We start from the raw sequence: 21,321 nt of genomic DNA on the forward strand, positions 1-21,321 counted from the left end.
GCGGGGGCTGGCAAGATCGACAGGAAGACTTAGGTCTGCCGGCTGCAATGGAAAAATGGGAAGCCGGGCTTCCCGACGACGCCGAGCCCGCGGGGCCGGCGATAGCGTGTCGCCTCTGGCACGGTCCAGAACAAGGAATGGTCCATTGAGCAAGGCTGCAAGCGAAACACTCGAGACCTATCTGAGCGCCTTTGCCGGGGTCGATCCGATGAAACTGTCGGTGGCGCGGGCGGTGATCGGCATGGCCGGTGCCGGGCGCGTGCTGGCGGCCATGGTGGCCGACGGGGCGATCGCGGCCGAGCATGGCTCGGTGATCGGCGAGAATTTTGGCGGCGACGCGCAGAAGGAACTCGACCTCAAGGCGCATGAGGTGGTGCTGGATGCCATGCGGCTCGCCGGCGTTGCCATGCTGGGCTCGGAGGAAGCGGACCATCCGGACCAGCTCGATCCCAATGGTCTCGTGGCGGTGGCCATCGATCCGCTGGATGGATCGTCCAACATCGACATCAACATTTCCATCGGCACGATCTTCTCGGTGCTGCCGCGGGGGGAGACGGAAAATCCGTTTCTGCAGAAGGGCAGCCGTCAGCTGGCCGCCGGCTACATCGTCTACGGGCCGCACACCGACCTGGTGCTGACGGTGGGCGAGGGGACGGCCATCTTCACGCTGGACCGCTGGTCGGGGCGCTTCCTGCTGACCGAACGGCGGGCACAGATTGCCGAGGCGGCCAAGGAATTTGCCATCAACATGTCCAACTACCGGCATTGGGCGCCGGAGGTGCGGCATTACATCGACGACTGCCTGGCCGGAAAGACGGGGCCGCGGCAGCGGGACTTCAACATGCGTTGGGTCGCCTCGCTGGTGGCGGAAGTCAGCCGGATCCTGGCGCGTGGCGGCGTCTTCCTCTATCCCGAGGACAGCCGTCCGGGGTATCGCTCGGGGCGCCTGAGACTGGTCTATGAAGCCAACCCGATCGCCTTCCTGGTGGAACAGGCGGGCGGCAAGGCGTCCAACGGGCAGGCGCGCATTCTCGACCTCGAACCGACCGATCTGCACGAGAAGACTCCGCTCGTTCTGGGCTCGACGGAGGAAGTCAGCCGGTTCGAGTATTATCGTTCAAATCCGTCACCGGCGGATCGCAACCCGCTGTTCAACAAGCGGGGACTGTTCCGGGACGAGTAGGGGGGACCGTGTCAGCAAGGCATCCGATCATCGCCGTTACCGGGTCATCCGGTGCCGGCACCACATCCGTACGCGCCACCTTCGAGCGGATCTTCCGGCGGGAGGGGATCATGGCGGCGTATATCGAGGGGGACGCGTTCCACCGCTATGACCGCGAGGGCATGCGGCGGGCGACGGTGGAGCACGACGAACGCGGCGATCAGACGTTCAGTCATTTCGGGCTTGAAGCCAACCTATTGAAAGAACTTGAAGAATCATTCGAAAGCTATGGGCGGGACGGCAGCGGACGGACGCGGCTCTATGCCCATAGCGAGGCGGAGGCCGAACAGTTCGATATCCCCGTCGGCACGTTCTCCGACTGGATGGAGTTTCCCGGCGGCACCGATCTTCTGTTCTACGAGGGCCTGCATGGTGCCGTGGTGACCGAGGACATCAACATCGCCCGCCATGTGGACCTCCGGATCGGCGTGGTGCCGGTGATCAATCTCGAATGGATCCAGAAGATCCATCGCGACAAGGAAACCCGCGGCTATTCCACCGAGGCGGTGACCGACACGATCCTGCGGCGCATGCCCGACTATGTGCATTACATCTGCCCGCAGTTCACCCAGACCGACGTCAATTTCCAGCGTGTTCCGACCGTCGACACCTCCAATCCGTTCATTGCCCGCTGGATTCCGACGCCGGACGAATCCATCGTCGTGATCCGCTTTCGCGATCCGCGCGGGATCGACTTTCCCTATCTGTTGTCCATGATACCAGACAGTTTCATGTCGAGAGCAAATTCGATCGTGGTGCCGGGACCGAAGATGGAACTGGCCATGCAGCTGATCCTGACGCCGAAGATCCTGCGGCTGGTGGAAAAGGCGCGGCTGGCGCGGTGAAATCCATCTGGCGCATTGCCGGGACGGCGCAAAGGCGATTAGAACACCGCTTGTCTTGCGGTGCCATCCGATTGAAAGCGTGAGTGAAACATGTCCGTGATCATTGCCCCGTCCATGCTGTCGTCCGATTTCTCCCGCCTCGGCGAGGAGCTGCGCGCCATTGAGGCAGCCGGGGCGGACTGGATCCATCTCGACGTGATGGACGGGCATTTCGTGCCCAACATCACCTTCGGGCCGCCGGTGATCAAGGCCATGAGAAAGCACACGAAATTGCCCTTCGACGTGCATCTGATGATCGCGCCGGCCGATCCCTACATTCCCGCCTTTGCCGATGCCGGCGCCGACCTGATCACCGTGCATGTGGAGGCGGGGCCGCATGTTCACCGCTCGCTGCAGGTGATCCGGGGGCTGGGCAAGAAGTCGGGCGTGGTGCTCAATCCGGGCACGGAGATCTCGGGGCTTGAATATATGCTCGACGAGATCGACATGGTGCTGCTGATGACGGTGAACCCGGGCTTCGGCGGGCAGGCCTTCATCGGGTCGGTGGTGGAAAAGGTGAAGAAGGTCAAGGCTTTGATCGGCGATCGCCCCATTCACATCGAGATCGACGGCGGCGTTTCCGTCGACAATGCCGGGCTGCTCACGCGCGCCGGTGCGGATGTGCTGGTGGCGGGGACGTCGGTGTTCAAGGGCGGCACGCAGGCCGATTATGAGCGCAACATCAAGGCGTTGAGGGCGAGCCTGTGACCGGACAGACGATTTCCGCCCTGATCTTCGATCTGGATGGCACGCTGGTGGACAGCCTGCCGGATCTGGCCGAGGCCATGAACGAGCTGATGGCCGAGAACGGCCTTGCGGCGCATGCCCAGGCGGCGGTGGGCGCCATGGTGGGCAATGGGGTTACCCTGTTGGTGCAACGTGCTTTTTCGGCGCATGGCATCGCCATGGACGGCGAGGCGCTGGAGCGGCAGGTGGCGCGCTATCTCGATCTCTACGAGCCGCGGTCGGCGCGATTGACCCGCTTCTTCCCGCATGTGGAGGGGATCGTCCAGGCGCTGCGGGGGCAATATGCCCTCGGTGTCTGCACCAACAAGCCGACGGGGCCGGCGCGACAAATCCTTGAAGATCTTGGGTTTTCCGGTGTGTTCGGGGCGGTGGTCGGCGGTGACAGCGGGGTGCCGCGCAAGCCGGAAGGCGACATGATCATGCTGACGGCGGAGCGGCTGGGTGTGCCGCTGTCTGAGGCGGTGATGATCGGGGATAGCCCCGCCGATGTGAAATCGGCGCAGGCTGCCGGTATTCGCTCGATTGCGGTCAGATACGGGTATACTGTGATTCCTGCGGATGAACTGGGCGCCGACGCTGTGGTCGACGACTTCCGGGAAATCCCGCGTCTACTTGAAATCTGGCAGAGCAGATCATGAAATCCGGCGTAAAGGCGCTGATTTTCGACGTGGACGGTACGCTTTCCGAAACAGAGGAAGTGCATCGTCTCGCGTTCAATCGCGCCTTTGAGATGTCCGGTCTCGATTGGGACTGGGACCAGGAGCTGTATTCGAAGCTTCTGGTGGTGCCGGGCGGGCAGTCGCGCCTCGAATATTATCTCGATACTTTCGATCCGGCGGATGTCGGTGGGCTGAAGGCGCGGTTGCCGGAGGTGCACCGGATCAAGTCGCATGTCTATGCCAAGATGATCGATCAGCGGCTGGCCCGGCTGCGGCCGGGTGTCGAGCGATTGATCGATGAAGCACACTCGCGCGGTATTCAGGTTGTTCTGGCGACGACGTCCAGTATCGATAACGCCGAGGCGCTGATAATCTCCAATCTAGAGTTGTCTGGACTTGAGAAGATTTCATTCATTGCCGGTGGGGATGAGGTCAAGACCAAGAAGCCGTCGCCGGAAATCTATGAGATGGTGCTCAAGCGCCTGAAGATCCCGGCCCGCAATTGCCTTGTATTCGAGGATAGCGAGAACGGGCTGAAGGCGGCGATGGCGGCTGGGCTGAGGACCATTGTCACCCCCAGCACCTATTCGCGCGGCGGCGACTTCTCGGGCGCCTTTGCGGTGCTGTCCAGCCTGGGCGATGCCTTTGATCCCTATGAACATTTTTCCGGCGCCGGCGATGGCGAGACCATGGTGACCGTGTCGGCGCTGCGCCGCTGGGTGGCCGATGACGACGATATTCGCAGCCTGCTGACCATCGGTGGCAAGTCGCTCTTTTGAGCGCCTGACCGGAAATTCTACTGGCGGGGGCATCGAATTTCGGAGCAGGCGTTGCGCGGGGTTGCGGCCGGTTGTGAACGGTCGGCGCACATGTCACGCATATGTCGCCCAAGCCTCCGTTGGGGACGGCGGAAATGCAGCGATGAGGACGCATTTCGGTACAGGGCGGCGCGAGACGGCAAGACCTCACGCCGCAGGTTGCACTCTCACTTCCAGACGCCGGTGATCGGGCGGGCGGTGGCGTCGCCGCGGCCGAGGGTGCCGAGCGCGAAAGTGTCCTCGATGGTGCGCAGCAGCGAGTTGTGGGTATAGGCCCTGGCCGAGGTGGCACCGGGCTTTACCATGGGGCCGATCAGCCAGGTGGCGATGTGGCTCTTCACATGCGCGCCCTTGCCCACGCCTTCGTCGAAGGTGACGACCACGAGGGTGTTCTTCATGACGGAGCTGTCGGCGAGAAGCGGGCCGATGGTGGTCTTCAGCCAGGCGTCGGCGAAGGCGGCGCCGGTATCGTGGCCGTCATTGTCGAGCGTCGGGACGTAGAGCGTATAGGCCGGCAGCCTGCCCGCCTTGGCGTCGGCGGCGAAGATGGTGGCGCTGACGACCTTGTTGCAGCGGCTGGTGGTCTGCACGTCCTTGAAGCTCAGGAAGGGCACGTGCTTGCGCACATAGCCGCCGGAGCGGGCGCCGAGATAGCAGTTGCCTTTGGCACCGGGGTAGCCTTCGGCATAGACGCGCCAGTTGCGGCCCTTGGATTCCAGGAGATTGCCGAGGTGCCTTGCATCGCGCGTGACGTTACCGTCCGGCAGCGCGACCTCGTCGACGCCGAGCGCCGAGCCGGCGATCATGGTGATGTAATTGGGCTGGGACGGATGGGTCTCGGCGGAAAAATTGGTGAGCAGCGCGCCCTTTGACGACAGCGACTTCATGAAGGGCTGAGCGATAGCGGTGGCATAGTCGGTGTTCTCCAGCACGACGACCACGACGCGGGAAAAGCCGGCGGCGAAGGCCGGGGCGGGGGAGAGCATGGCCACCAGTGCGAGCATCAGGGCGACGAGGCCCTGGGTGAGGCGCTTCACGTGGGCGGGGCGGCGGGTGGCTTTGTTGGGCATGCGACTCTCCGGGGGCAATCGCCAGGTGGGCAGGATAACACCCTGACCGCTGTGGCTGAACGGGAGCTGAACTGGCTTTGGAAGAGATGAGCGTGGTTCGTGCTCCGGTATTTCAACATTATGATCCTGTATGAGCAAGGCGGCTCGCGTCTCATTTGAAGATTGAATCTATCGGCAGCCTCCCAACTTTGATCCGCCTTAACGACAACACTTCGCTTTCGGACTATTCTTGCCGGCAAGACGAGCGCGGTTCGCTGCGTGGCGGAGGCCGGGATGAAGCTGAGGCTGGTGGGGATCTTTGTCGTGGTGGCGGCCGGGGCAGGGGTTGCGGTGTGGCCGCATGTGGTGACGCAGACCGAGGCAGTGCATCAGGGCTGGGTGGAGGCCGATACGCTGTTCGTCGGGCCCGAAGAGGGCGGGCGGCTGGTGTCGGTGGCCGTGCAAGAGGGGCAGGATGTGGTGGCGGGGGCGCCGCTGTTTGCGATCGACGGGGCACTGCCTGAGGCCGATCTCGACGGGGCGAAGGCGGCCCGCGATGCGGCGGCGGCCAAGCTCAAGCGGCTCGAAGCGGCGGCGGAGCGGCCTGAAGAGATCGCGGTGCTGGAAGCCTCGCGCGCGGCGGCCAAGGCGGCGCTGGGCTGGTCGTCAGCCGATCTCGATCGGGCTCGCGAGTTGCTCGACAAGGGCAACGCCAGCCAGGCGCGCTACGATCAGGCCAAGTCCGTCTATGACCGCGATGCGGCGACCTTGCAGCAGATCGAGAGCCAGATCGCGGTCGCACATCTGTCCGGTCGGGCCGAGGATATCGACGCGGCCCGGGCGGCCGTGGCGCAAGCCGAGGCGGCGGTGACGGCGGCAGCGCGGCGGGTGGACAAGCTCGCCGTGGCGGCGCCGGCAGCGGGGCGGGTGACGGAGGTGTATTTCCGGGCCGGCGAGGTGGTGGGCGCGGGCAAGCCGGTGGTGGCCCTGCTGCCCCCCGAAAATCTGAAGCTGCGTTTCTTCGTGGCCGAATATGAACTGCCGAAGATTGCTGTGGGCGCGACGCTGCCGGTGGCCTGCGACGGCTGCCGCGACGGGCTGACGGCCAAGGTGAGTTCTGTGGGCACGAGCGCCGAATTCACTCCGCCCGTGATCTATTCGCTGGAAGAACGGCAGAAATTCGTGGTGCGGGTGGAGGCGGTGCCGGATGATCCTTCGGCCTTCAAGGTGGGCCAACCGGTGAGCGTGACCGTCGATCTCACGGGAGGCGGCCATGGTGGAGGCGGCTGAGGTCGTCATCGACGTCGAGGGGCTGGTGAAGACCTTTGACGGGCGGCGGGTGGTCAACAACCTGTCCATGCAGGTGCGCAAGGGGCAAATCTACGGCTTTCTCGGGCCGAATGGTTCGGGCAAGACCACGACCATCCGCATGCTCTGCGGCCTGCTGGTGCCGGACGCCGGGCGGGGCACCTGCCTCGGCCATGACATCCTGACCGAGGCGCGTCAGATCCGCCGGCGCGTCGGCTACATGACGCAGAAATTCTCGCTCTACCAGGACCTGACCATTCGCGAGAACCTGGAGTTCGTCGGCCGGCTCTATCGGCTCGACCATCCGCGCGACCGGGCGTCGGCGGCGATCGAGCGGCTGGGGCTCAACGGGCGCGACGGGCAACTGGCCGGGCAGCTCTCGGGCGGCTGGAAGCAGCGGCTGGCGCTGGGCGCCTGCATCCTGCCCGAGCCGGACCTGCTGCTGCTCGACGAGCCGACGGCAGGCGTCGACCCGCAGGCGCGGCGCGACTTCTGGACGGAGATCCATGCGCTGGCCGCCGAGGGGCTGACGGTTCTGGTCTCGACCCATTACATGGACGAGGCGGAGCGCTGCCACGAGATCGCCTATATCGCCTATGGCGAGCTCCTGGTGAAGGGCACGGTGGACGAGGTGGTGGCGGGCGCGGGGCTGACGACGCTGACCGTGACCGGGCCGGGCGTGGTGGGATTGCCCCGCGATCTCAAGGGTTTGCCCGGTGTCGACATGGTGGCGCCCTTCGGCCTCAACCTGCATGTCTGCGGCCGGGACCGGGCGGCGTTGGAAGCGGCGGTGGCGCCGTTCCGTGGGCGGGCGGATCTGACGTGGAGCGAGGGGGCGGCGACGCTGGAAGACGTGTTCATCGATCTCATGAGCCGGTCGAGGGACAATTTCAAATGAAGAGGCTTTTGCTTGTTCCCAGCGCGGGTACTGGATCGGCTGGAGGGGGATACCCCTCTCTCCAACTCTCCCCCATAAGGGGGGAGAGCGTGCCGATTGGTTCTGGTGCGAGGTGGATGAAATTGGGGCGAGGGAGCTCGGCAGGGCAAGGCGGTGTCGCTGCGCGACAGCTTCGGGCTGATGACTGCGTGGATGGTCCGCCTTCGCGGACCATGACGAGGTTGAGGTCCGGTTTGATAAGTAAATCAGCGGGTTGCTTGCTGCCAGCTGCGCGTCTGAGGGTGCTGCTTGTTGGCCTCCCGGCTGTCTCGCCGTCATGGTCCGCGAAGGCGGACCATCCATGCAGTCAGAAGAAAGATGAGAGCGCGCAGCGCTGCCGGTTTGTTTGGCGGGAAATGGGGCGCGCCAGTGGGAGAGCGGTCACCGGCGGGCGATGCGCGTGCCTTTTCGGGGGATACCCCTCTCTCCCGCTCTCTCCCGCAAGGGGAGAGAGGGTGGGGCTTGGTTCCTCGGCGGGCTGGTTCGGCGTTGGGTGGAGTGACGCAGGGGGGTGGAAAGGTGTCGCTGCGCGACAGCGTTGGGCTGGTGACTGCGTGGATGGTCCGCCTCCGCGGACCATGACGAGGTTAAGGTCCGGTTTGATAAGTAAATCAGTGGGTTGCTTGCTGCCAGCTGCGCGTCTGAGGGGGCTGCTTGTTGGCCTCCCGGCTGTCTCGCCGTCATGGTCCGCGAAGGCGGACCATCCATGCAGTCGGAGGAAAGAAGTTGGCGCGCAGCGCTGCCGTATCGTGGGTGAGCGGAGGGCGGGGCCATGAGCGCTTTCTCCCGCTTTGCCGACAGTCTCGGCCGCATCTGGGCGATGATGATCAAGGAGACCATCCAGCTGACGCGGGATCGGGTGACGCTGGCGACCATGATCTCCATTCCGGTGATGCAGCTGATCCTGTTCGGCTTTGCCATCAACACCACGCCGCATCACATGCCCGTCGGCGTGCTGATGCAGGAAGAGAGCGATGTGGGGCGGTCGATCCTGGCCGGGCTGCAGAATACCGATTTCTATGATTTCAAGCTGGTGACCCGATCGGAAGCCGAGTTCGATGCGGCGATGCGGGCGGGCGACATCCTGTTCGGGGTGGAGATTCCCGCCGGCTTCGAGCGGGCGCTGAGGCGCGGCGAGCGGCCGGCGCTGCTGGTGGCGGCGGATGCCACCGATCCCGTGGCGACCGGCACGGCGCTCGGGGCGCTCGACAACGTGGTGAAGCTGGCGCTCGTGCGGGACCGGTTCACCGGGGCGGAGACGGCAACGGCGCCCGCCTTCGAGATCCGCCAGCATCGCCGCTACAATCCGGCGGGATCAAGCCAGCTCAACATCGTGCCGGGGCTGCTCGGCACCATCCTGACCATGACGCTGCTGATCTTCACCGCGTTGTCGGTGACGCGCGAGATCGAGCGCGGCACCATGGAGAACCTGCTGGCCATGCCGATCCGGCCGACCGAGATCATGCTAGGCAAGATCGCGCCTTACGTGGTGGCCGGCTTCTTCCAGGCGGCGCTGATCCTGATCGCCGGGCTGGTGGTGTTCCGCGTGCCGGTGGTGGGCAGCTTCGGCTTGCTGACCTTCCTGACCACGCTGTTCATCGTCACCAATCTTTCGATCGGCTATACCTTTTCGACGCTGGCGCGCAACCAGCTGCAGGCGGTGCAGATGGCGATGATGTTCTTCCTGCCGTCGATCCTGCTGTCGGGCTTCATGTTTCCCTTTTCCGGCATGCCCTATTGGGCGCAGTGGGTGGGCGAGATCCTGCCGCTGACCCATTATGTGCGCATCGTCCGCGCCATCATGCTGAAAGGCGCCGACCTCACCGATCTAGCCCGCGAGGGTCTGGCCCTGACCGCGCTGATGCTGGCGGCGATGACGGTGGCGGTGAAGCGCTTCCGCGTCACACTGGACTGAAATCCGCCGGGGCGGCCAACTGCTGGCGTCGGCTGCGCCAGCTTGTTGTCTTGCATCAATTTTTCCAAACAAAGCCGGAGGCTTGTTTGGATTGATGCATGGTGCTCACGGGCCTGCAAGCCCGCTGCGCTCCGGTTCTCGCCGCCACCAGCATTTGACTCACCCCGACGAATTTCAGGGTGCGAACTGGAGGAGGGGGAGGGGAGAGGCGGAGGCGGGCGGAGGGCCGGTGACTGGATCAACCGAAGGGCGTTCCTGTCACCCTTTGTACTGGTGGAGAAGCAGGGTCTCGGACGGGGCGTGGTGCAAAAGGTGACAGGAAGCGCCGGCGGTGCCGGCTCTATCCAGTCGTCGGCAACTAGCGGGCGCTGTTTCGTCTGTTACCTTGCCAAGTGAGGATACGCGATGACGAAAAGTGTCCTGTAGTTGTATTATGGCGATCGCAGCCCCGTTGCGCGGGTAGTAGGCAAGGAAGGCAGCTGGCCGAGGCAAAGAGATTGGGCACATGGATAAAGATGAAGCCGACCTTATCAATGAAGTATCCACCCTTTACGAGGCGGGCCAGCCTACGGCGGCATTGGAACTTTTGACGGAGCACATGGATCGGCGGAAGCCCGATTTGCTCCTGTGGATGGGACTTTTGACAGAGGTTGTCTTTGGGGCTGATCGATTGGCAGAGGTGGCAGAATATTATCGAGTTGCCTCTGATCTCGGGGACACGATTGCTTCCTATAATTTAGGCGTCACGTATCAACAAATGGGAATGATTGATAAAGCCGAAGCATCTTTTCTAAAAGCAAAGCAAGAAGGTCACATTTCTGCTGAGCTGAAATTGATCTTGATTATTCTGGACAGAGGTGGTCCCTCCTCTCAAGAGGCTATTGAAGCGGCAAATGAAATAGATTTATCTGAAGATGACCGCATCTTTGACGAATATTTGATTGGGGAGATATTTGAGAAGTCGAACGGTCGAATCGACCTTAGGGCTGCGGCTTGAGGACTTGGATGCAAAAGGTGACAGGAAACGCCGGCTTTGCCGGCTCTATCCAGTCACCGGCCTTCGTTGCGCGGGCCCTTGCCGTCACCGGAACGGTTTGCTCAGGAATTTCGAGCCGGCGAGGCCGAAGCGCCAGGGGGTGGCGATGGCTTTGGTGATGCCGATGCGCGGGCCGGTGAGGATATCGGTGGGTGAGTCCGCGGGAAGCGTCAGGGTGAAGGGTGGGGCGGTCAGCGGCAGGGTGTCGTGGGCGCGGGTGAGGCCGAGGGCTTCGGTGAGCTTGCCGGGGCCGGAGCAGAGCTGGCGGGGATCGTTGGTGCGGCGGCGGGCGGACATGGCCTCGAGGCTGTGGGTGGGTTCGAGGGCGCGGATCAGTACGGCGGCGCCGTGGCCGTCCTCGCCACTGACCACGTTGAAGCACCAGTGGATGCCGTAGGAGCGGTAGACATAGGCGTGAAGCGGTGGGCCGAACATGGCGCCGTTGCGCGGCGTGCGGCCGGTGAAGCTGTGCGAAGCGGGATCGTCGGCCTCATAGGCCTCCGTCTCGACGATGACGCCGCCGACACCGTCGAGCAGCAGCGTGGCGCCGAGGAGGCGCGGGGCGAGAAGCGGGGCTGGCAGGGCGGCGAGGGCGTGCATGCGGCGGATATAGCCGGATGTCGCCGGTCTGTCATCGGCTGTCAGGAGGTCGGTCAGGCCGCTATGGCATTTGATTTTACGTTCCGGAACCCTCGCCCCTTGAGGAGTCGCAAGGGGAGAAGGGCGCGCGGGCGCAAAAGCTCAAGAGCGATTTTACCGGAGCGCCGGGCAGGCCGCAGGCGGCAGGCTGAGGGCGGGGTTGGTGGTGAAGCTGACGTCGGTCAGCGTGCCGAGGAAGGCGGTGAGGGCGGTGATGTCGTCGGGGGTGAGGCTTGCGGCGGTCTCGGGCGGCAGCATGTGCAGGGCGAGGGCGGCAGGGATCGTGGTGGCGCGGCCGTCGTGCCAATAGGGGTCGGAAAGAGCGACGTTGCGGAGCGAGGGTGTGCGGAAGACGTCGCGGTCTTCGGGTTTGCCGGTGACGTCGGCAAGGCCGCGGTCACCGTGATCGGTGCCGGGCGGCTCGATCGCGTGGAAGGCGTCATCGGTGTAGAGCGGCGGGGTGTGGCAGGTGGCGCAATGGGCGGCGCCGAGGAAGAGCGCCTTGCCGGCTTCAGCGGCGGGAGACAGGGCAAGCTCGCCGCGCGCGGCCTTGTCGTAGTCGCTGCTGTCGGAGACGAAGGTGCGCTCGAAGGCTTCGAGGGCGGCGAGCGCGGAAGTGAGATCGATGGTGCCCCGGGTGTCCGGGAAGGCGGCCTTGAACAGGGCGGGGTAGCAGGGATTGCGGGACAGGCGGGCGAGGAGGTCGGCCTCGTGGCCCTTCATGCCCATCTCGACCGGGGCATCGCCGAAGATCGGCGTCAGCGCCTGCTCGGCAAGGCCGGACAGGCGGTTGTTGGCCCAGGTGAGATTGTGAAGCGCGCCGACATTGGCAAGGCCGGGGACGTTGCGCTTGGCGGGATCGTCGAGCGCGCCGAGGTGGTTGACGTTGCCGTCGGTGAAGCCGCGCTTCTGTTCGTGGCAGGTGGCGCAGGCCATGGTGCCGTTGATGGACAGGTCGGCGTCATAGAACAGGCGGCGACCGAGCTCGATCCGCGCCTCTGCGGCGTCAACCGCCGGCGCGGCGGGCGCGTCGGCGGCTTGTCCGGGGAGGGACGCAAACAGGGACAGGAAACCTGCTGCGAGGAGGGCGGATCGGCGAGCCATGGCGGACGCCTCAGGGAACTTTGGTCACCAGCACGGTGACGGTGGGGGTGTCGCCAGCCCCGAGCTGGATCACGTGCGGGCCGGCCTTCAGCGGGAAATCGACGGTCTTGCGCATGCCCGAACAGTCGGGGCCGGGCTTGTGGCCGATGGAATCGATGACGGCATCGCCTTCCAGCAGATCGATCCAGGAGCGGTTGGACAGGGCGATGCGATAGGTGCCGTCGGCAGGGATGGTGATCGAGAGCATGCCGCCGAAGCTGACCGAGCCGCCGGGTTTGGCGGGCTGGTGCACATAGGTGACCGACGGCGTCGGCGCCATGGTGGCGGTGACCGCAGTGCCAAGCTTGAGTTCCGCGACCGCGAGTGCGGCGGGGGCGCCAGCGGCGCCGATCGAGACGGGCGTCTGCCAGGAGGCAAGATCCGGCGGCAGGGCGACCGGGGTCGACGGACAGGCCGGTTGCGGGGCAGCCTCCTCGGCTGCCAGCGGCAGCGGGGAGACAAGAGAGACCATCAATCCAAGGGTAAACAGGGTGGCGACTGACCGGTTCATCGGGCACTCCATCTTCGCTATATACTGCACTATATAACGTTTGATGGATCTTAGCGACACTACGGATGTCGCAGTATCGCTGGGGACAGAACGTTTCAGACACCAAATCGTGCGTTGGCCGGAGGGGAGGGCTGGGCTACCAATAGGCGAGCCCGATGACCGAGAGGATGCCCTCAATGGTGCGGATCGACGATTTCGAAGCGGAGAGCCTCAATGGAACGCCTGTAGACCTCGGGACTTTCCGGGGGCAGGTGGTGCTGGTGGTCAATACGGCGAGCGGCTGCGGTTTCACGCCGCAATTTGCCGGGCTGGAAGCGCTCTATTCAAAATACAAGGACCAGGGATTTGTGATCCTGGGCTTCCCCTGCAACCAGTTCGGCGGCCAGGAGCCGGGCAGCGCCGAGGACATCGCCACCTTCTGCAAGACGATGTTTGACGTGAGCTTTCCGATGTTCGCCAAGGTGGAGGTCAACGGCCCGCTGGCCCATCCGCTGTTCACCTGGCTGACCTCACGCCTGCCCGGCTGGTTCGGGCGCAAGGTGAAATGGAACTTCACCAAGTTCCTGATCGGGCGGGACGGCGTGCCGATCCGGCGGTTCGCGCCGGGCACACGGCCGGTGGCGATCGAAGCGCATGTGGTGAAAGCGCTGGCAGCTCACGCACCGTAGCAGCATTGACCAGAGCGCTTTCCGATCAGGTGGACTCACCTGATCGGCAGGAAATCGCTCCAGATTCAATAGTTTGAGCCGCTGCAGCGGTGCTCTTCCAGGACAATCAGATCCGCTCTTCCTCGACGCCATGGCAGGCGAGCGTGACGTTGCCGGCGCGCGTCTTCAGCTGTGGCATTTCCACGTCGCAGCGGTTGAAGACGAAGGGGCAGCGCGGATGGAAGGCGCAGCCGGACGGCGGGCGCAGCGGCGAGGGCAGTTCGCCGGTGAGGCGGATGCGCTCGGAACGCTTGTCGGGATCGGTGGTGGGCGTCGCCGACAGGAGCGCGCGCGTATAGGGATGGCGCGGGTTGGCGAACAGATCGGCGGCGGGGCCGAATTCCACGGGACGGCCGAGATACATCACCATGACGTCGTCGGCGATGTGGCGCACGACGGAAAGATCATGGGAGATGAACAGATAGGCGAGGCCGAACTCCTTCTGCAGATCGGACAGCAGGTTGAGCACCTGCGCCTGGATCGACACGTCGAGCGCGGAGACGGGCTCGTCCAGCACCAGGATCTTCGGATTGAGCATCAGCGCGCGGGCGATGGCGATGCGCTGGCGCTGACCGCCGGAGAACATGTGCGGGTAGCGGTCGTAATGCTCGGGGCGCAGACCCACCTTGGTCATCATGGCGCGGGCCTTCTCCTGGCGCTGGGCGGCGCTGTCGGAGGTGTTGAGGCGCAGCGGTTCCTCCAGGATGGTGCCGACCTTCTGGCGCGGATTGAGCGAGCCATAGGGATCCTGGAAGATGATCTGCACCTTGCGGCGCAGTTCCTTGTCCACATGGGTGGTGAAGGGCACGAGCTTGCCGTCGATCCGCAGTTCGCCGGCGGTGGGCGCCTCGATCATGGTGACGAGGCGGGCCAGCGTGGACTTGCCGCAGCCGCTTTCGCCGACGACGGCGAGCGTCTTGCCGGCTTCTAGGCTGAAGGTGGCGTCGGCGAGCGCACGCACGGTGGCGGGCTCGGCGAAGGTGCCGCGCTTGAGCACATAGTGGCGGGCGAGGTTGCGCCCCTCAAGGACGATTTCAGGGGAGACGGGCGCGTTCATGCGGAGAGCCTCGGCTCGAGAATGGCAGCGGGGCCGGGGTGGCCGACCGGCTTGCCTTGCGACAGCGGATAGTGACAGAGGGCGTGACCGGCGAGCGCGCCCTGGGCCAGCGGCGCCTTCTCGACGCAGCGGGCGGTGGCGAAATCGCAGCGCGGGCCGAACAGGCAGCCGGCGGGGCGGTCATACTGGCCGGGCACGACGCCGGGGATGGACGGCAGGTGCTCGGAGGTGGCGCGCTCGGGCAGGGCCGACAAGAGCGCGGCCGTATAGGGATGATGGGGATCGGAGAACAGGGTGGCGACCGGCTGCTCCTCCACCTTCTGGCCGGCATATTGCACCGAGACGCGGTGGGCGGTTTCGGCGACCACGCCCATGTCGTGGGTGATCAGCACCAGCGCCATGCCGGTTTCGCGCTGCAGGCGGGCCAGCAGGTCGAGGATCTGCGCCTGGATGGTCACGTCGAGCGCGGTGGTGGGCTCGTCGGCGATCAGGAGCTTGGGATTGCAGGCGATGGCCATGGCGATCATGACGCGCTGGTTCATGCCGCCGGACATCTGGTGCGGATAGGCGTTGACTCGCTCCTTGGGGCTGGGAATGCCGACCAGATGCAGCAGCTCGACCACGCGGTCCTTGCGCGCGACCTTGGGCAGGTCGAGATGGGTTTTGAGCATCTCCTCGATCTGCCAGCCGACGGTGTAGCAGGGATTGAGCGAGGACATGGGCTCCTGGAAGATCATCGCCATGTCCTTGCCGACGATGCGGCGACGGTCACGGGCGGGCAGCTTCAGGAGATCCTTGCCGTCGAACATCATCTTGTCGGCGGTGACGGTGGCCGTCCAGGGCAACAGGCCCATGAGCGCCAACATGGACACCGACTTGCCCGAGCCGGATTCGCCGACGATGGAAACGATCTCGCCGGCGTCGATGGAGAGCGACACCCGGTCCACCGCGCGGAACTGGCCGCCCGCAGTGCGGAAGTCGACCGAGAGGTTGGAGATTTCAAGAATTGGCATCGGGCTGAAGCTCCGGTATAAAATTGCCACGCGTCATTTGATGCCTTCCGCTATCGGTCAGCAAGGACTTCCACATGATCAAGGTCTCGTCTCCACGACCGGGCACACCTGTTCCGAACACACCACCGGTGCCACCTAAGCCCATTGCCGGGCCAACAGGTCCGCGTCCGAGCTACTAGGATTGGGATTGCGTTCGAGAGCCACCAGGGCATCCCGGGCGAAAGTGTTCGCCTGTTCGACCAGGCGGATGTAGTCAGCGTACATTGCCGATTTGCGAGCAACATCAAGGGTCTTGAAGGTGTCGTCGCGCAAGTCTTCGACAAATGCGGATATGGCGCCAATCTGCTTGTAGTAGAGTATGACCGGGTCGATCGCTTGTACAGGCAGGACGTGAATGTCCTTCACGATGTTCTGGAACACGACCTGATCCGACATGCGCGGCACGAAAGGCGTGAAGGCACCGTCGTCAGCCATGCGTCGGAGCGTGTCGGCCTTGAGTTCGGCCAGCTGTTCGGGCGCCGTGCCGATGTAGTTGAGGTGCGCGCGAATCTCTGCCGCCAGAGCAACCTGAAGATCCTCCATGCGTTCGGCACGACGGCGGCTCTCTGCGCGCCGATCTCGCCGCTCGCCAGCGCTCCAGCTGATGATCTGAACAAGTCCTGAGATGAGGGCCGCGATGACAGCCGGCCCGAGCCATGCCGTCAGGTTCTGCATTCACGGCCCCCCGATGTGACGCGCTGCCTCACCATGGCTCAAATGTCCCTCGAGTTGTCGTCGGCCGTGTCGGGCGGGGGGCCGCCGTAGACGTTTTCGTCGAGGAACTGGTAGAAGTCTCCGAGGATGTCGCCCCACCATTGCAGATTGTCGGCGAAGGTATCGCGCGTCATGCCGCCAACGGTGGCGAGGGCGAAATCGAAGCCGATGCTGTCCTCGTCCTTGTTGAGGAAGGCGCGGCCCATCACGTGGTCGCGGTTCCAGTCGTTGACGGCGGGCAGGTGGTCGGTCTTGGTGTCGACGTCCCACCAGGCGAGAAAGAGGATGTGCAGGCAGTCTTTCTTGTGGGTGCAGCCCTGGAAGATCATCGTGTAGTTGGCGCGGGCAATGCGGCCCTGGATGATGGGCTCGCCATTGTCGTTCTGGTCAAGCTCTGCCTTGTAGCCGAGGTCCTGCATGGCAAGGGCCACCGACTTCGGGCTCTGGGCGTCGAAGGTCGGCACCTTGTCGTCGGCGAGGGCGGTGCCGACCAACATCAGGCTCAAGCTCAGAAAAAGCGACAGCAGACGCGCCATGTCAGCTCCGCTTCAACTTGGGATCGAGCGCGTCGCGCAGGCCGTCGCCCATGAGGTTGATGGCGAGCACGGTGATGAGGATGGCAAGGCCGGGGAAGGTGACCACCCACCAGGCGCGGGTGATGAACTCGCGCGCTTCGGCCAGCATGGTGCCCCATTCCGGGGTCGGCGGCTGGGCGCCCATGCCGAGGAAGCCGAGGGCGGCGGCGTCCAGAATCGCGCCGGAGAAGGACAGCGCGGCCTGCACGATCAGGGGCGCCATGCAGTTGGGCAGGATGGTGACGAACATCAGCCACAGGGCGCCCGCGCCGGCGACGCGGGCAGAGGTGACATAGTCGCGGCCGCGCTCGGCCATGACGGCGGCGCGCGTGAGGCGCACGTAATGGGGCTGGGCGACGATGGCGATGGCGATCATGGCGTTGACGAGGCCCGGACCCAGCACAGCCACCAGCGTCAGCGCCAGGAGCAGCGAGGGGAAGGCGAGGATCACGTCCATCACGCGCATGATGACGATATCGACGATGCCGCGGAAGAAGCCGGCGACGAGGCCGATGACGATGCCGCCGATCAGCGAGATGGACACGACGACGACGCCGATGAACAGCGAGAAGCGGGCGCCGAAGATGAGGCGCGAGAGGATGTCGCGGCCGAGCGCGTCGGTGCCGAGGACGAAGAGCCCGGCGGCGCCGTGGGTCATCGGCGGGGCCAGCAGATTGTCGCGGAACTGCTGGTCCGGGTCGAAGGGGGCGACGATCGGCGCGGCGACGGCCATGAGCACGAGCGCGACGAACAGCACGAGGCCGGCGACGGCACCGCGGTTTTCGGAGAAATAGCGCCAGAACTCCTTGAGCTGGCTCGGACGGGTGGGCGCGGAAACGGCGGTCATGGGGCTCACCTCTGGTGCCGGATCTTGGGATTGACGAGGCCGTAGAGCGCGTCAACGACGAGGTTCACGATCATGACGATCAGCGCGATCATCACGAGGCCACCCTGGACGGAGGGGTAGTCGCGGCGGAAGATGCTGTCGACCATCCACTTGCCGATGCCGGGCCAGGAGAAGATAGTCTCGGTGAGGATGGCGCCGGCCATCAGCGTGCCGACCTGCAGGCCGATGGTGGTGATGACCGGGATCAGGGCGTTGCGCAGGGCGTGGATGGCGACGACGCGGACGGGCGACAGGCCCTTGGCACGGGCGGTGCGGATGTAGTCCTCGCCGAGCACCTCCAGCATGGCCGAGCGGGTCTGGCGGGCGATGACCGCCAGCGGGATGGTGCCGAGCACGATGGTGGGCAGGATCAGGTGGCTGAGGGCGGACAGGAAGGCGCCCTTCTGGCTGGACAGCAGGCTGTCGATCAGCATGAAGCCGGTGACCTTGGGGAAGAAGAACATCAGGGAGATGCGGCCCGACACCGGGGTCCAGCCGAGGCCGGAAGAGAAGACGATGATGAGCAGCAGCGCCCACCAGAAGATCGGCATGGAATAGCCGATCAGCGCGGTGGACATCAGCGTGTGGTCAAAGCCCGAGCCGCGCTTGACGGCGGCGATCACGCCGGCGGGGATGCCGAGGGCGGTGGCGAAGATCACCGCGCAGATCGACAGTTCCAGCGTGGCCGGGAACAGCGTGAAGAACTCGGTGAAGACCGGCTTCTTGGTGGAGATGGACGTGCCGAAGTCGCCGTGCAGCAAGTCCCAGATATAGAGGCCGTATTGCTTCCACAGCGGCTGGTCGAAGCCGAAGGCGGACATCAGCTCCGCATAGCGCTCCGGCGACAGGCCGCGCTCGCCGGCCAACAGCAACACGGGGTCGCCCGGCAGCATGCGGATGAAGAAGAAGGCGACCAGACTGACCCCGATGAAAGTGGGAATGAGCAGCCCGAGGCGGCGCAGGAGAAAACCGATCATGAGGGAACTGTGTCCGGTATGGTTACTACTATTGCTGCACTTTCGTGATGCCGGGCTTCGAGGCGCGAATGTCTGCGCTTCAGTGTTGGCGTGCCCAAAAGGACGCTCAACACCATCGCACGAACTCACCCCTTCCGCCGCGGCCTGACGGAACTGCAGCTATCGTATCAGTCGCTTTTTAAGCACGTGGGTCGGATGCTTAATCATTCGGCTATCTGGCATCCAGATAGGAAGATTGGCAATGCCGGAATCGCTCCATCCACTCTTGGAATAGAAACGATACGCGCGGGTGTTGCCGGTCGTACACTGGATGACGGCGTCGGCGACGCCCCGACGGGCCAGTTCCGCCTCGGCGGCGGCGAGCAGGGTGGCGGCGAGGCCGGTGCCGCGGACGGACGGGGCGACGTAGAACTGGTCGACTTCGTTGTGTTCGAGCGCGGCAAAGCCGACGACAGTATTGTCGATCTCGGCGACGAGAATGCCAGCGGCGAGCGGGGCAAGCCGTTTGAGGAAGGTCTCAGGCGTGCGCATGGCCACGATCTCGGGCGAGAAGAGCGCGCCATGCGCCTCGTGCCAGGTGGCGTGCCAGAGCGCGGCGACGGCGGCGGTATCAGAGGGGACGAAGGGGCGGATGGGCATGGGGGCTCGTTAGTTTGCGCAAGCTACTTAGGGCGGATGCTTCATAGCGTGTGGAACAGAATCACTGCATGCTTGCAAGGCATGTTATAGGGCACTCTACACAAGGAGGTCGCCTGCAGACGATGCTCGTTCCCGACAACCCGAAAATCTACCACATCGTCCATGTCGACAATCTTGCGTCGATCGTCGCGGACGGTTGTCTGTGGTCAGACGCGGTGATGGTGCAACGTCGGGGCGGCACAGTGATCGGCATGAGCAGCATCAAGCAGCGCCGATTAAAGTTACAAGTGACTTGCCATGCCGGATTAACAGTTGGTCAATTTGTCCCGTTCTATTTTTGTTCGCGTTCGATTATGTTGTATGTGATCCATTGCGCCAACCATCCCGAACTTGCCTATCGGGGTGGGCAGCAGCCGATCGTCCATCTTGAGGCCGATCTGCACGCGGTGACGCAATGGGCTGCCGCGAATGGTCGGCGGTGGGCAGTGTCATTGTCGAATGCCGGTGCGGTCTATACCCAGTTCCGGACTGGGATCGACAAGCTTGGCGAGATCAATTGGGCCGCGGTGGCGGCGCAGGATTTCCGCCCGGCAGATATCAAGGAAGGCAAGCAGGCGGAGTTCCTGATCGAACAGGCGTTCCCCTGGCACCTCGTGGATCGCATCGGCGTGCATTCGCAGGGGATCGTGGCGCGGGTCTCGGATGCGATGCAAGGCGCAGCGCATCGGCCGAGGATCGAAATACGAAGAGAATGGTACTATTGAGGGAGGATGGCGATGATTGAATTCACAACAGGCGACATCCTGCAGGCGGACGTGGAAGCGCTCGTCAACACGGTGAACTGCGTCGGCGTCATGGGCCGTGGCATCGCCCTTCAGTTCAAGAACGACTTCCCGGAGAATTTCAAGGCTTACGAGGCCGCCTGCGCGCGCGAAGAGGTGCAGCCGGGCAAGATGTTCGTGTTCGAGACGCGGACGCTGACCAACCCGAAGTTCATCATCAACTTCCCGACCAAACGTCACTGGCGGGGCAAGAGCCGGATGGAGGACATTGACTCAGGGCTGAAGGCGCTGGTCGAAGAGATCTGCATCCGCGGCATTCGATCCATCGCGATTCCGCCGTTGGGCAGCGGTCTCGGCGGCCTCAACTGGGTCGACGTGCGCCCGCGCATCGTCGAAGCCCTGCGCGGTCTCAATGACCTTCAAGTGATCGTGTTCGAACCGAACAGCGCGCCCGCAGCCACCAAATCACGCGAAGTTCCAAATATGACGGCGGGCCGCGCCGCACTTGTGGTGTTGATGAACCGGTATCTCGGCGGATTAATGGATCCGTTCGTCACGCTGATAGAAGTACAGAAGCTGATGTACTTCATGCAGGAGGCGGGCGAGCCTCTTCGTCTGAATTACATGAAACACCATTATGGCCCGTACGCCGACAATCTTCGGCATGTCTTGACCAAGATCGAAGGTCACTTCGTTTCCGGCTATCACGACGGCGGTGACGCTCCCGAAAAGCAGCTTGAACTCGTGCCAGGTGCTGTGAGTGATGCAGAAGCCTTTTTGGCAGAAGATAGTGAAACGCGGCGTCGTTTTAACCGCGTTGGACGACTTGTGGAGGGTTTCGAAACACCGTTCGGTCTTGAGTTACTGGCAACGGTTCATTGGGTGGTAACCCGAGAGAATGCCCGATCGGCGGATGATGCCGTGAAAAAGGTCCATGCTTGGAACAAGCGCAAGCAGCGATTCTCTCAGCGACAGATCGAGATCGCCTTTGATGTCCTGCGCTCTCATCACTGGATTGTGGGCGCCTAAAGGGACGCAAGACGTCCCTCCCGAACACTTCATTG

23 protein-coding genes are annotated in these 21,321 nt (G+C 64.0%); 12 read left to right on the forward strand and 11 right to left on the reverse strand.

All coding sequences use genetic code 11. The annotated features are described in order from the left end of the window. The first annotated feature begins 145 nt into the window (after positions 1 to 145). The 5 genes from L2I41_RS05345 to L2I41_RS05365 all read left to right on the forward strand — a co-directional run bounded on the left by L2I41_RS05345 (position 146) and on the right by L2I41_RS05365 (position 4,291). The gene (locus L2I41_RS05345) at positions 146 to 1,183 is read left to right on the forward strand and encodes a class 1 fructose-bisphosphatase (RefSeq protein ID WP_237152477.1); all 1,038 of its coding nucleotides are present in this window, start codon (positions 146 to 148) and stop codon (positions 1,181 to 1,183) included. Positions 1,184 to 1,191: 8 nt separating this feature from the next. Beyond that, positions 1,192 to 2,067: a phosphoribulokinase gene (locus L2I41_RS05350; protein WP_237152478.1), complete on the forward strand. Its 876-nt coding sequence runs from the start codon at positions 1,192 to 1,194 to the stop codon at positions 2,065 to 2,067. Positions 2,068 to 2,157: 90 nt separating this feature from the next. Further along, on the forward strand, positions 2,158 to 2,814 hold the full coding sequence (rpe, locus tag L2I41_RS05355; protein WP_237152479.1) for a ribulose-phosphate 3-epimerase: 657 nt from the start codon (positions 2,158 to 2,160) through the stop codon (positions 2,812 to 2,814). Next, positions 2,811 to 3,491: a phosphoglycolate phosphatase gene (gph, locus tag L2I41_RS05360; protein ID WP_237152480.1), complete on the forward strand. Its 681-nt coding sequence runs from the start codon at positions 2,811 to 2,813 to the stop codon at positions 3,489 to 3,491. Before rpe ends, gph begins: the two co-directional genes overlap by 4 nt. Continuing rightward, positions 3,488 to 4,291 carry an HAD-IA family hydrolase gene (locus L2I41_RS05365; RefSeq protein ID WP_237152481.1) on the forward strand — a complete coding sequence of 268 codons (804 nt, stop codon included), beginning with the start codon at positions 3,488 to 3,490 and terminating at the stop codon, positions 4,289 to 4,291. Before gph ends, L2I41_RS05365 begins: the two co-directional genes overlap by 4 nt. Positions 4,292 to 4,497: 206 nt before the next feature. Here L2I41_RS05365 and L2I41_RS05370 read toward each other — a convergent pair whose 3' ends face one another. Further along, on the reverse strand, positions 4,498 to 5,400 hold the full coding sequence (locus tag L2I41_RS05370; protein WP_237152482.1) for an alkaline phosphatase family protein: 903 nt from the start codon (positions 5,398 to 5,400) through the stop codon (positions 4,498 to 4,500). A gap of 273 nt (positions 5,401 to 5,673) precedes the next feature. Between L2I41_RS05370 and L2I41_RS21465 the strand changes: the two genes are divergently transcribed. The 4 genes from L2I41_RS21465 to L2I41_RS05390 all read left to right on the forward strand — a co-directional run bounded on the left by L2I41_RS21465 (position 5,674) and on the right by L2I41_RS05390 (position 10,536). After that, complete coding sequence (locus tag L2I41_RS21465) at positions 5,674 to 6,669, forward strand: HlyD family secretion protein (protein ID WP_255720119.1); 996 nt, start codon at positions 5,674 to 5,676, stop codon at positions 6,667 to 6,669. Continuing rightward, a complete protein-coding gene (locus L2I41_RS05380) occupies positions 6,653 to 7,585 on the forward strand; it encodes an ABC transporter ATP-binding protein (protein ID WP_237152483.1) in 933 nt (310 codons plus the stop codon). The genes L2I41_RS21465 and L2I41_RS05380 overlap by 17 nt, the downstream gene beginning before the upstream one ends. A gap of 811 nt (positions 7,586 to 8,396) precedes the next feature. Next, positions 8,397 to 9,539, forward strand: coding sequence for an ABC transporter permease (locus tag L2I41_RS05385; RefSeq protein ID WP_237152484.1), 1,143 nt, complete (start codon positions 8,397 to 8,399; stop codon positions 9,537 to 9,539). Positions 9,540 to 10,044: 505 nt separating this feature from the next. Further along, entirely contained in the window at positions 10,045 to 10,536 is a 492-nt protein-coding gene (locus tag L2I41_RS05390; protein WP_237152485.1) for a hypothetical protein, read from the forward strand. An 84-nt stretch (positions 10,537 to 10,620) separates the two neighbouring features. Here the strand turns inward: L2I41_RS05390 and L2I41_RS05395 are convergent, their stop codons facing one another. From L2I41_RS05395 to L2I41_RS05405, 3 genes are all read right to left on the reverse strand, one after another. After that, on the reverse strand, positions 10,621 to 11,175 hold the full coding sequence (locus L2I41_RS05395; protein ID WP_237152486.1) for a DNA-3-methyladenine glycosylase: 555 nt from the start codon (positions 11,173 to 11,175) through the stop codon (positions 10,621 to 10,623). Between the two features lie 153 nt (positions 11,176 to 11,328). Then, the gene (locus L2I41_RS05400) at positions 11,329 to 12,318 is read right to left on the reverse strand and encodes a cytochrome-c peroxidase (protein WP_237152487.1); all 990 of its coding nucleotides are present in this window, start codon (positions 12,316 to 12,318) and stop codon (positions 11,329 to 11,331) included. Between the two features lie 10 nt (positions 12,319 to 12,328). Then, the gene (locus L2I41_RS05405) at positions 12,329 to 12,868 is read right to left on the reverse strand and encodes a hypothetical protein (RefSeq protein WP_237152488.1); all 540 of its coding nucleotides are present in this window, start codon (positions 12,866 to 12,868) and stop codon (positions 12,329 to 12,331) included. Between the two features lie 176 nt (positions 12,869 to 13,044). On the opposite strand from L2I41_RS05405, the gene L2I41_RS05410 reads away from it, so the two are divergent. Next, complete coding sequence (locus L2I41_RS05410; protein ID WP_304610546.1) at positions 13,045 to 13,536, forward strand: glutathione peroxidase; 492 nt, start codon at positions 13,045 to 13,047, stop codon at positions 13,534 to 13,536. A 106-nt stretch (positions 13,537 to 13,642) separates the two neighbouring features. Here the strand turns inward: L2I41_RS05410 and L2I41_RS05415 are convergent, their stop codons facing one another. The 7 genes from L2I41_RS05415 to L2I41_RS05445 all read right to left on the reverse strand — a co-directional run bounded on the left by L2I41_RS05415 (position 13,643) and on the right by L2I41_RS05445 (position 19,475). Further along, complete coding sequence (locus L2I41_RS05415) at positions 13,643 to 14,632, reverse strand: peptide ABC transporter ATP-binding protein (protein WP_237152489.1); 990 nt, start codon at positions 14,630 to 14,632, stop codon at positions 13,643 to 13,645. Continuing rightward, positions 14,629 to 15,645, reverse strand: coding sequence for an ABC transporter ATP-binding protein (locus L2I41_RS05420; RefSeq protein ID WP_237152490.1), 1,017 nt, complete (start codon positions 15,643 to 15,645; stop codon positions 14,629 to 14,631). Before L2I41_RS05420 ends, L2I41_RS05415 begins: the two co-directional genes overlap by 4 nt. A gap of 135 nt (positions 15,646 to 15,780) precedes the next feature. Beyond that, complete coding sequence (locus L2I41_RS05425; RefSeq protein WP_237152491.1) at positions 15,781 to 16,359, reverse strand: hypothetical protein; 579 nt, start codon at positions 16,357 to 16,359, stop codon at positions 15,781 to 15,783. Positions 16,360 to 16,397: 38 nt separating this feature from the next. Further along, on the reverse strand, positions 16,398 to 16,934 hold the full coding sequence (locus L2I41_RS05430; RefSeq protein WP_237152492.1) for a YbjN domain-containing protein: 537 nt from the start codon (positions 16,932 to 16,934) through the stop codon (positions 16,398 to 16,400). A gap of 1 nt (position 16,935) precedes the next feature. After that, positions 16,936 to 17,820 (reverse strand): ABC transporter permease subunit, encoded by an 885-nt coding sequence (locus L2I41_RS05435; protein ID WP_237152493.1) that lies wholly within the window; start codon positions 17,818 to 17,820, stop codon positions 16,936 to 16,938. 5 nt (positions 17,821 to 17,825) lie between these two features. Next, positions 17,826 to 18,836: an ABC transporter permease subunit gene (locus tag L2I41_RS05440; protein WP_237152494.1), complete on the reverse strand. Its 1,011-nt coding sequence runs from the start codon at positions 18,834 to 18,836 to the stop codon at positions 17,826 to 17,828. A gap of 159 nt (positions 18,837 to 18,995) precedes the next feature. After that, the gene (locus L2I41_RS05445) at positions 18,996 to 19,475 is read right to left on the reverse strand and encodes a GNAT family N-acetyltransferase (RefSeq protein WP_237152495.1); all 480 of its coding nucleotides are present in this window, start codon (positions 19,473 to 19,475) and stop codon (positions 18,996 to 18,998) included. A gap of 122 nt (positions 19,476 to 19,597) precedes the next feature. On the opposite strand from L2I41_RS05445, the gene darT reads away from it, so the two are divergent. Both darT and darG read left to right on the forward strand, forming a co-directional pair. Then, positions 19,598 to 20,239: a type II toxin-antitoxin system toxin DNA ADP-ribosyl transferase DarT gene (gene darT / locus L2I41_RS05450; protein ID WP_237152496.1), complete on the forward strand. Its 642-nt coding sequence runs from the start codon at positions 19,598 to 19,600 to the stop codon at positions 20,237 to 20,239. 12 nt (positions 20,240 to 20,251) lie between these two features. Further along, a complete protein-coding gene (gene darG, locus L2I41_RS05455) occupies positions 20,252 to 21,286 on the forward strand; it encodes a type II toxin-antitoxin system antitoxin DNA ADP-ribosyl glycohydrolase DarG (protein WP_237152497.1) in 1,035 nt (344 codons plus the stop codon). Positions 21,287 to 21,321: the final 35 nt, after the last annotated feature.

Origin of the sequence: Oryzibacter oryziterrae (assembly GCF_021864535.1) — a bacterium.
GTDB lineage: Bacteria > Pseudomonadota > Alphaproteobacteria > Rhizobiales > Pleomorphomonadaceae > Pleomorphomonas > Pleomorphomonas oryziterrae.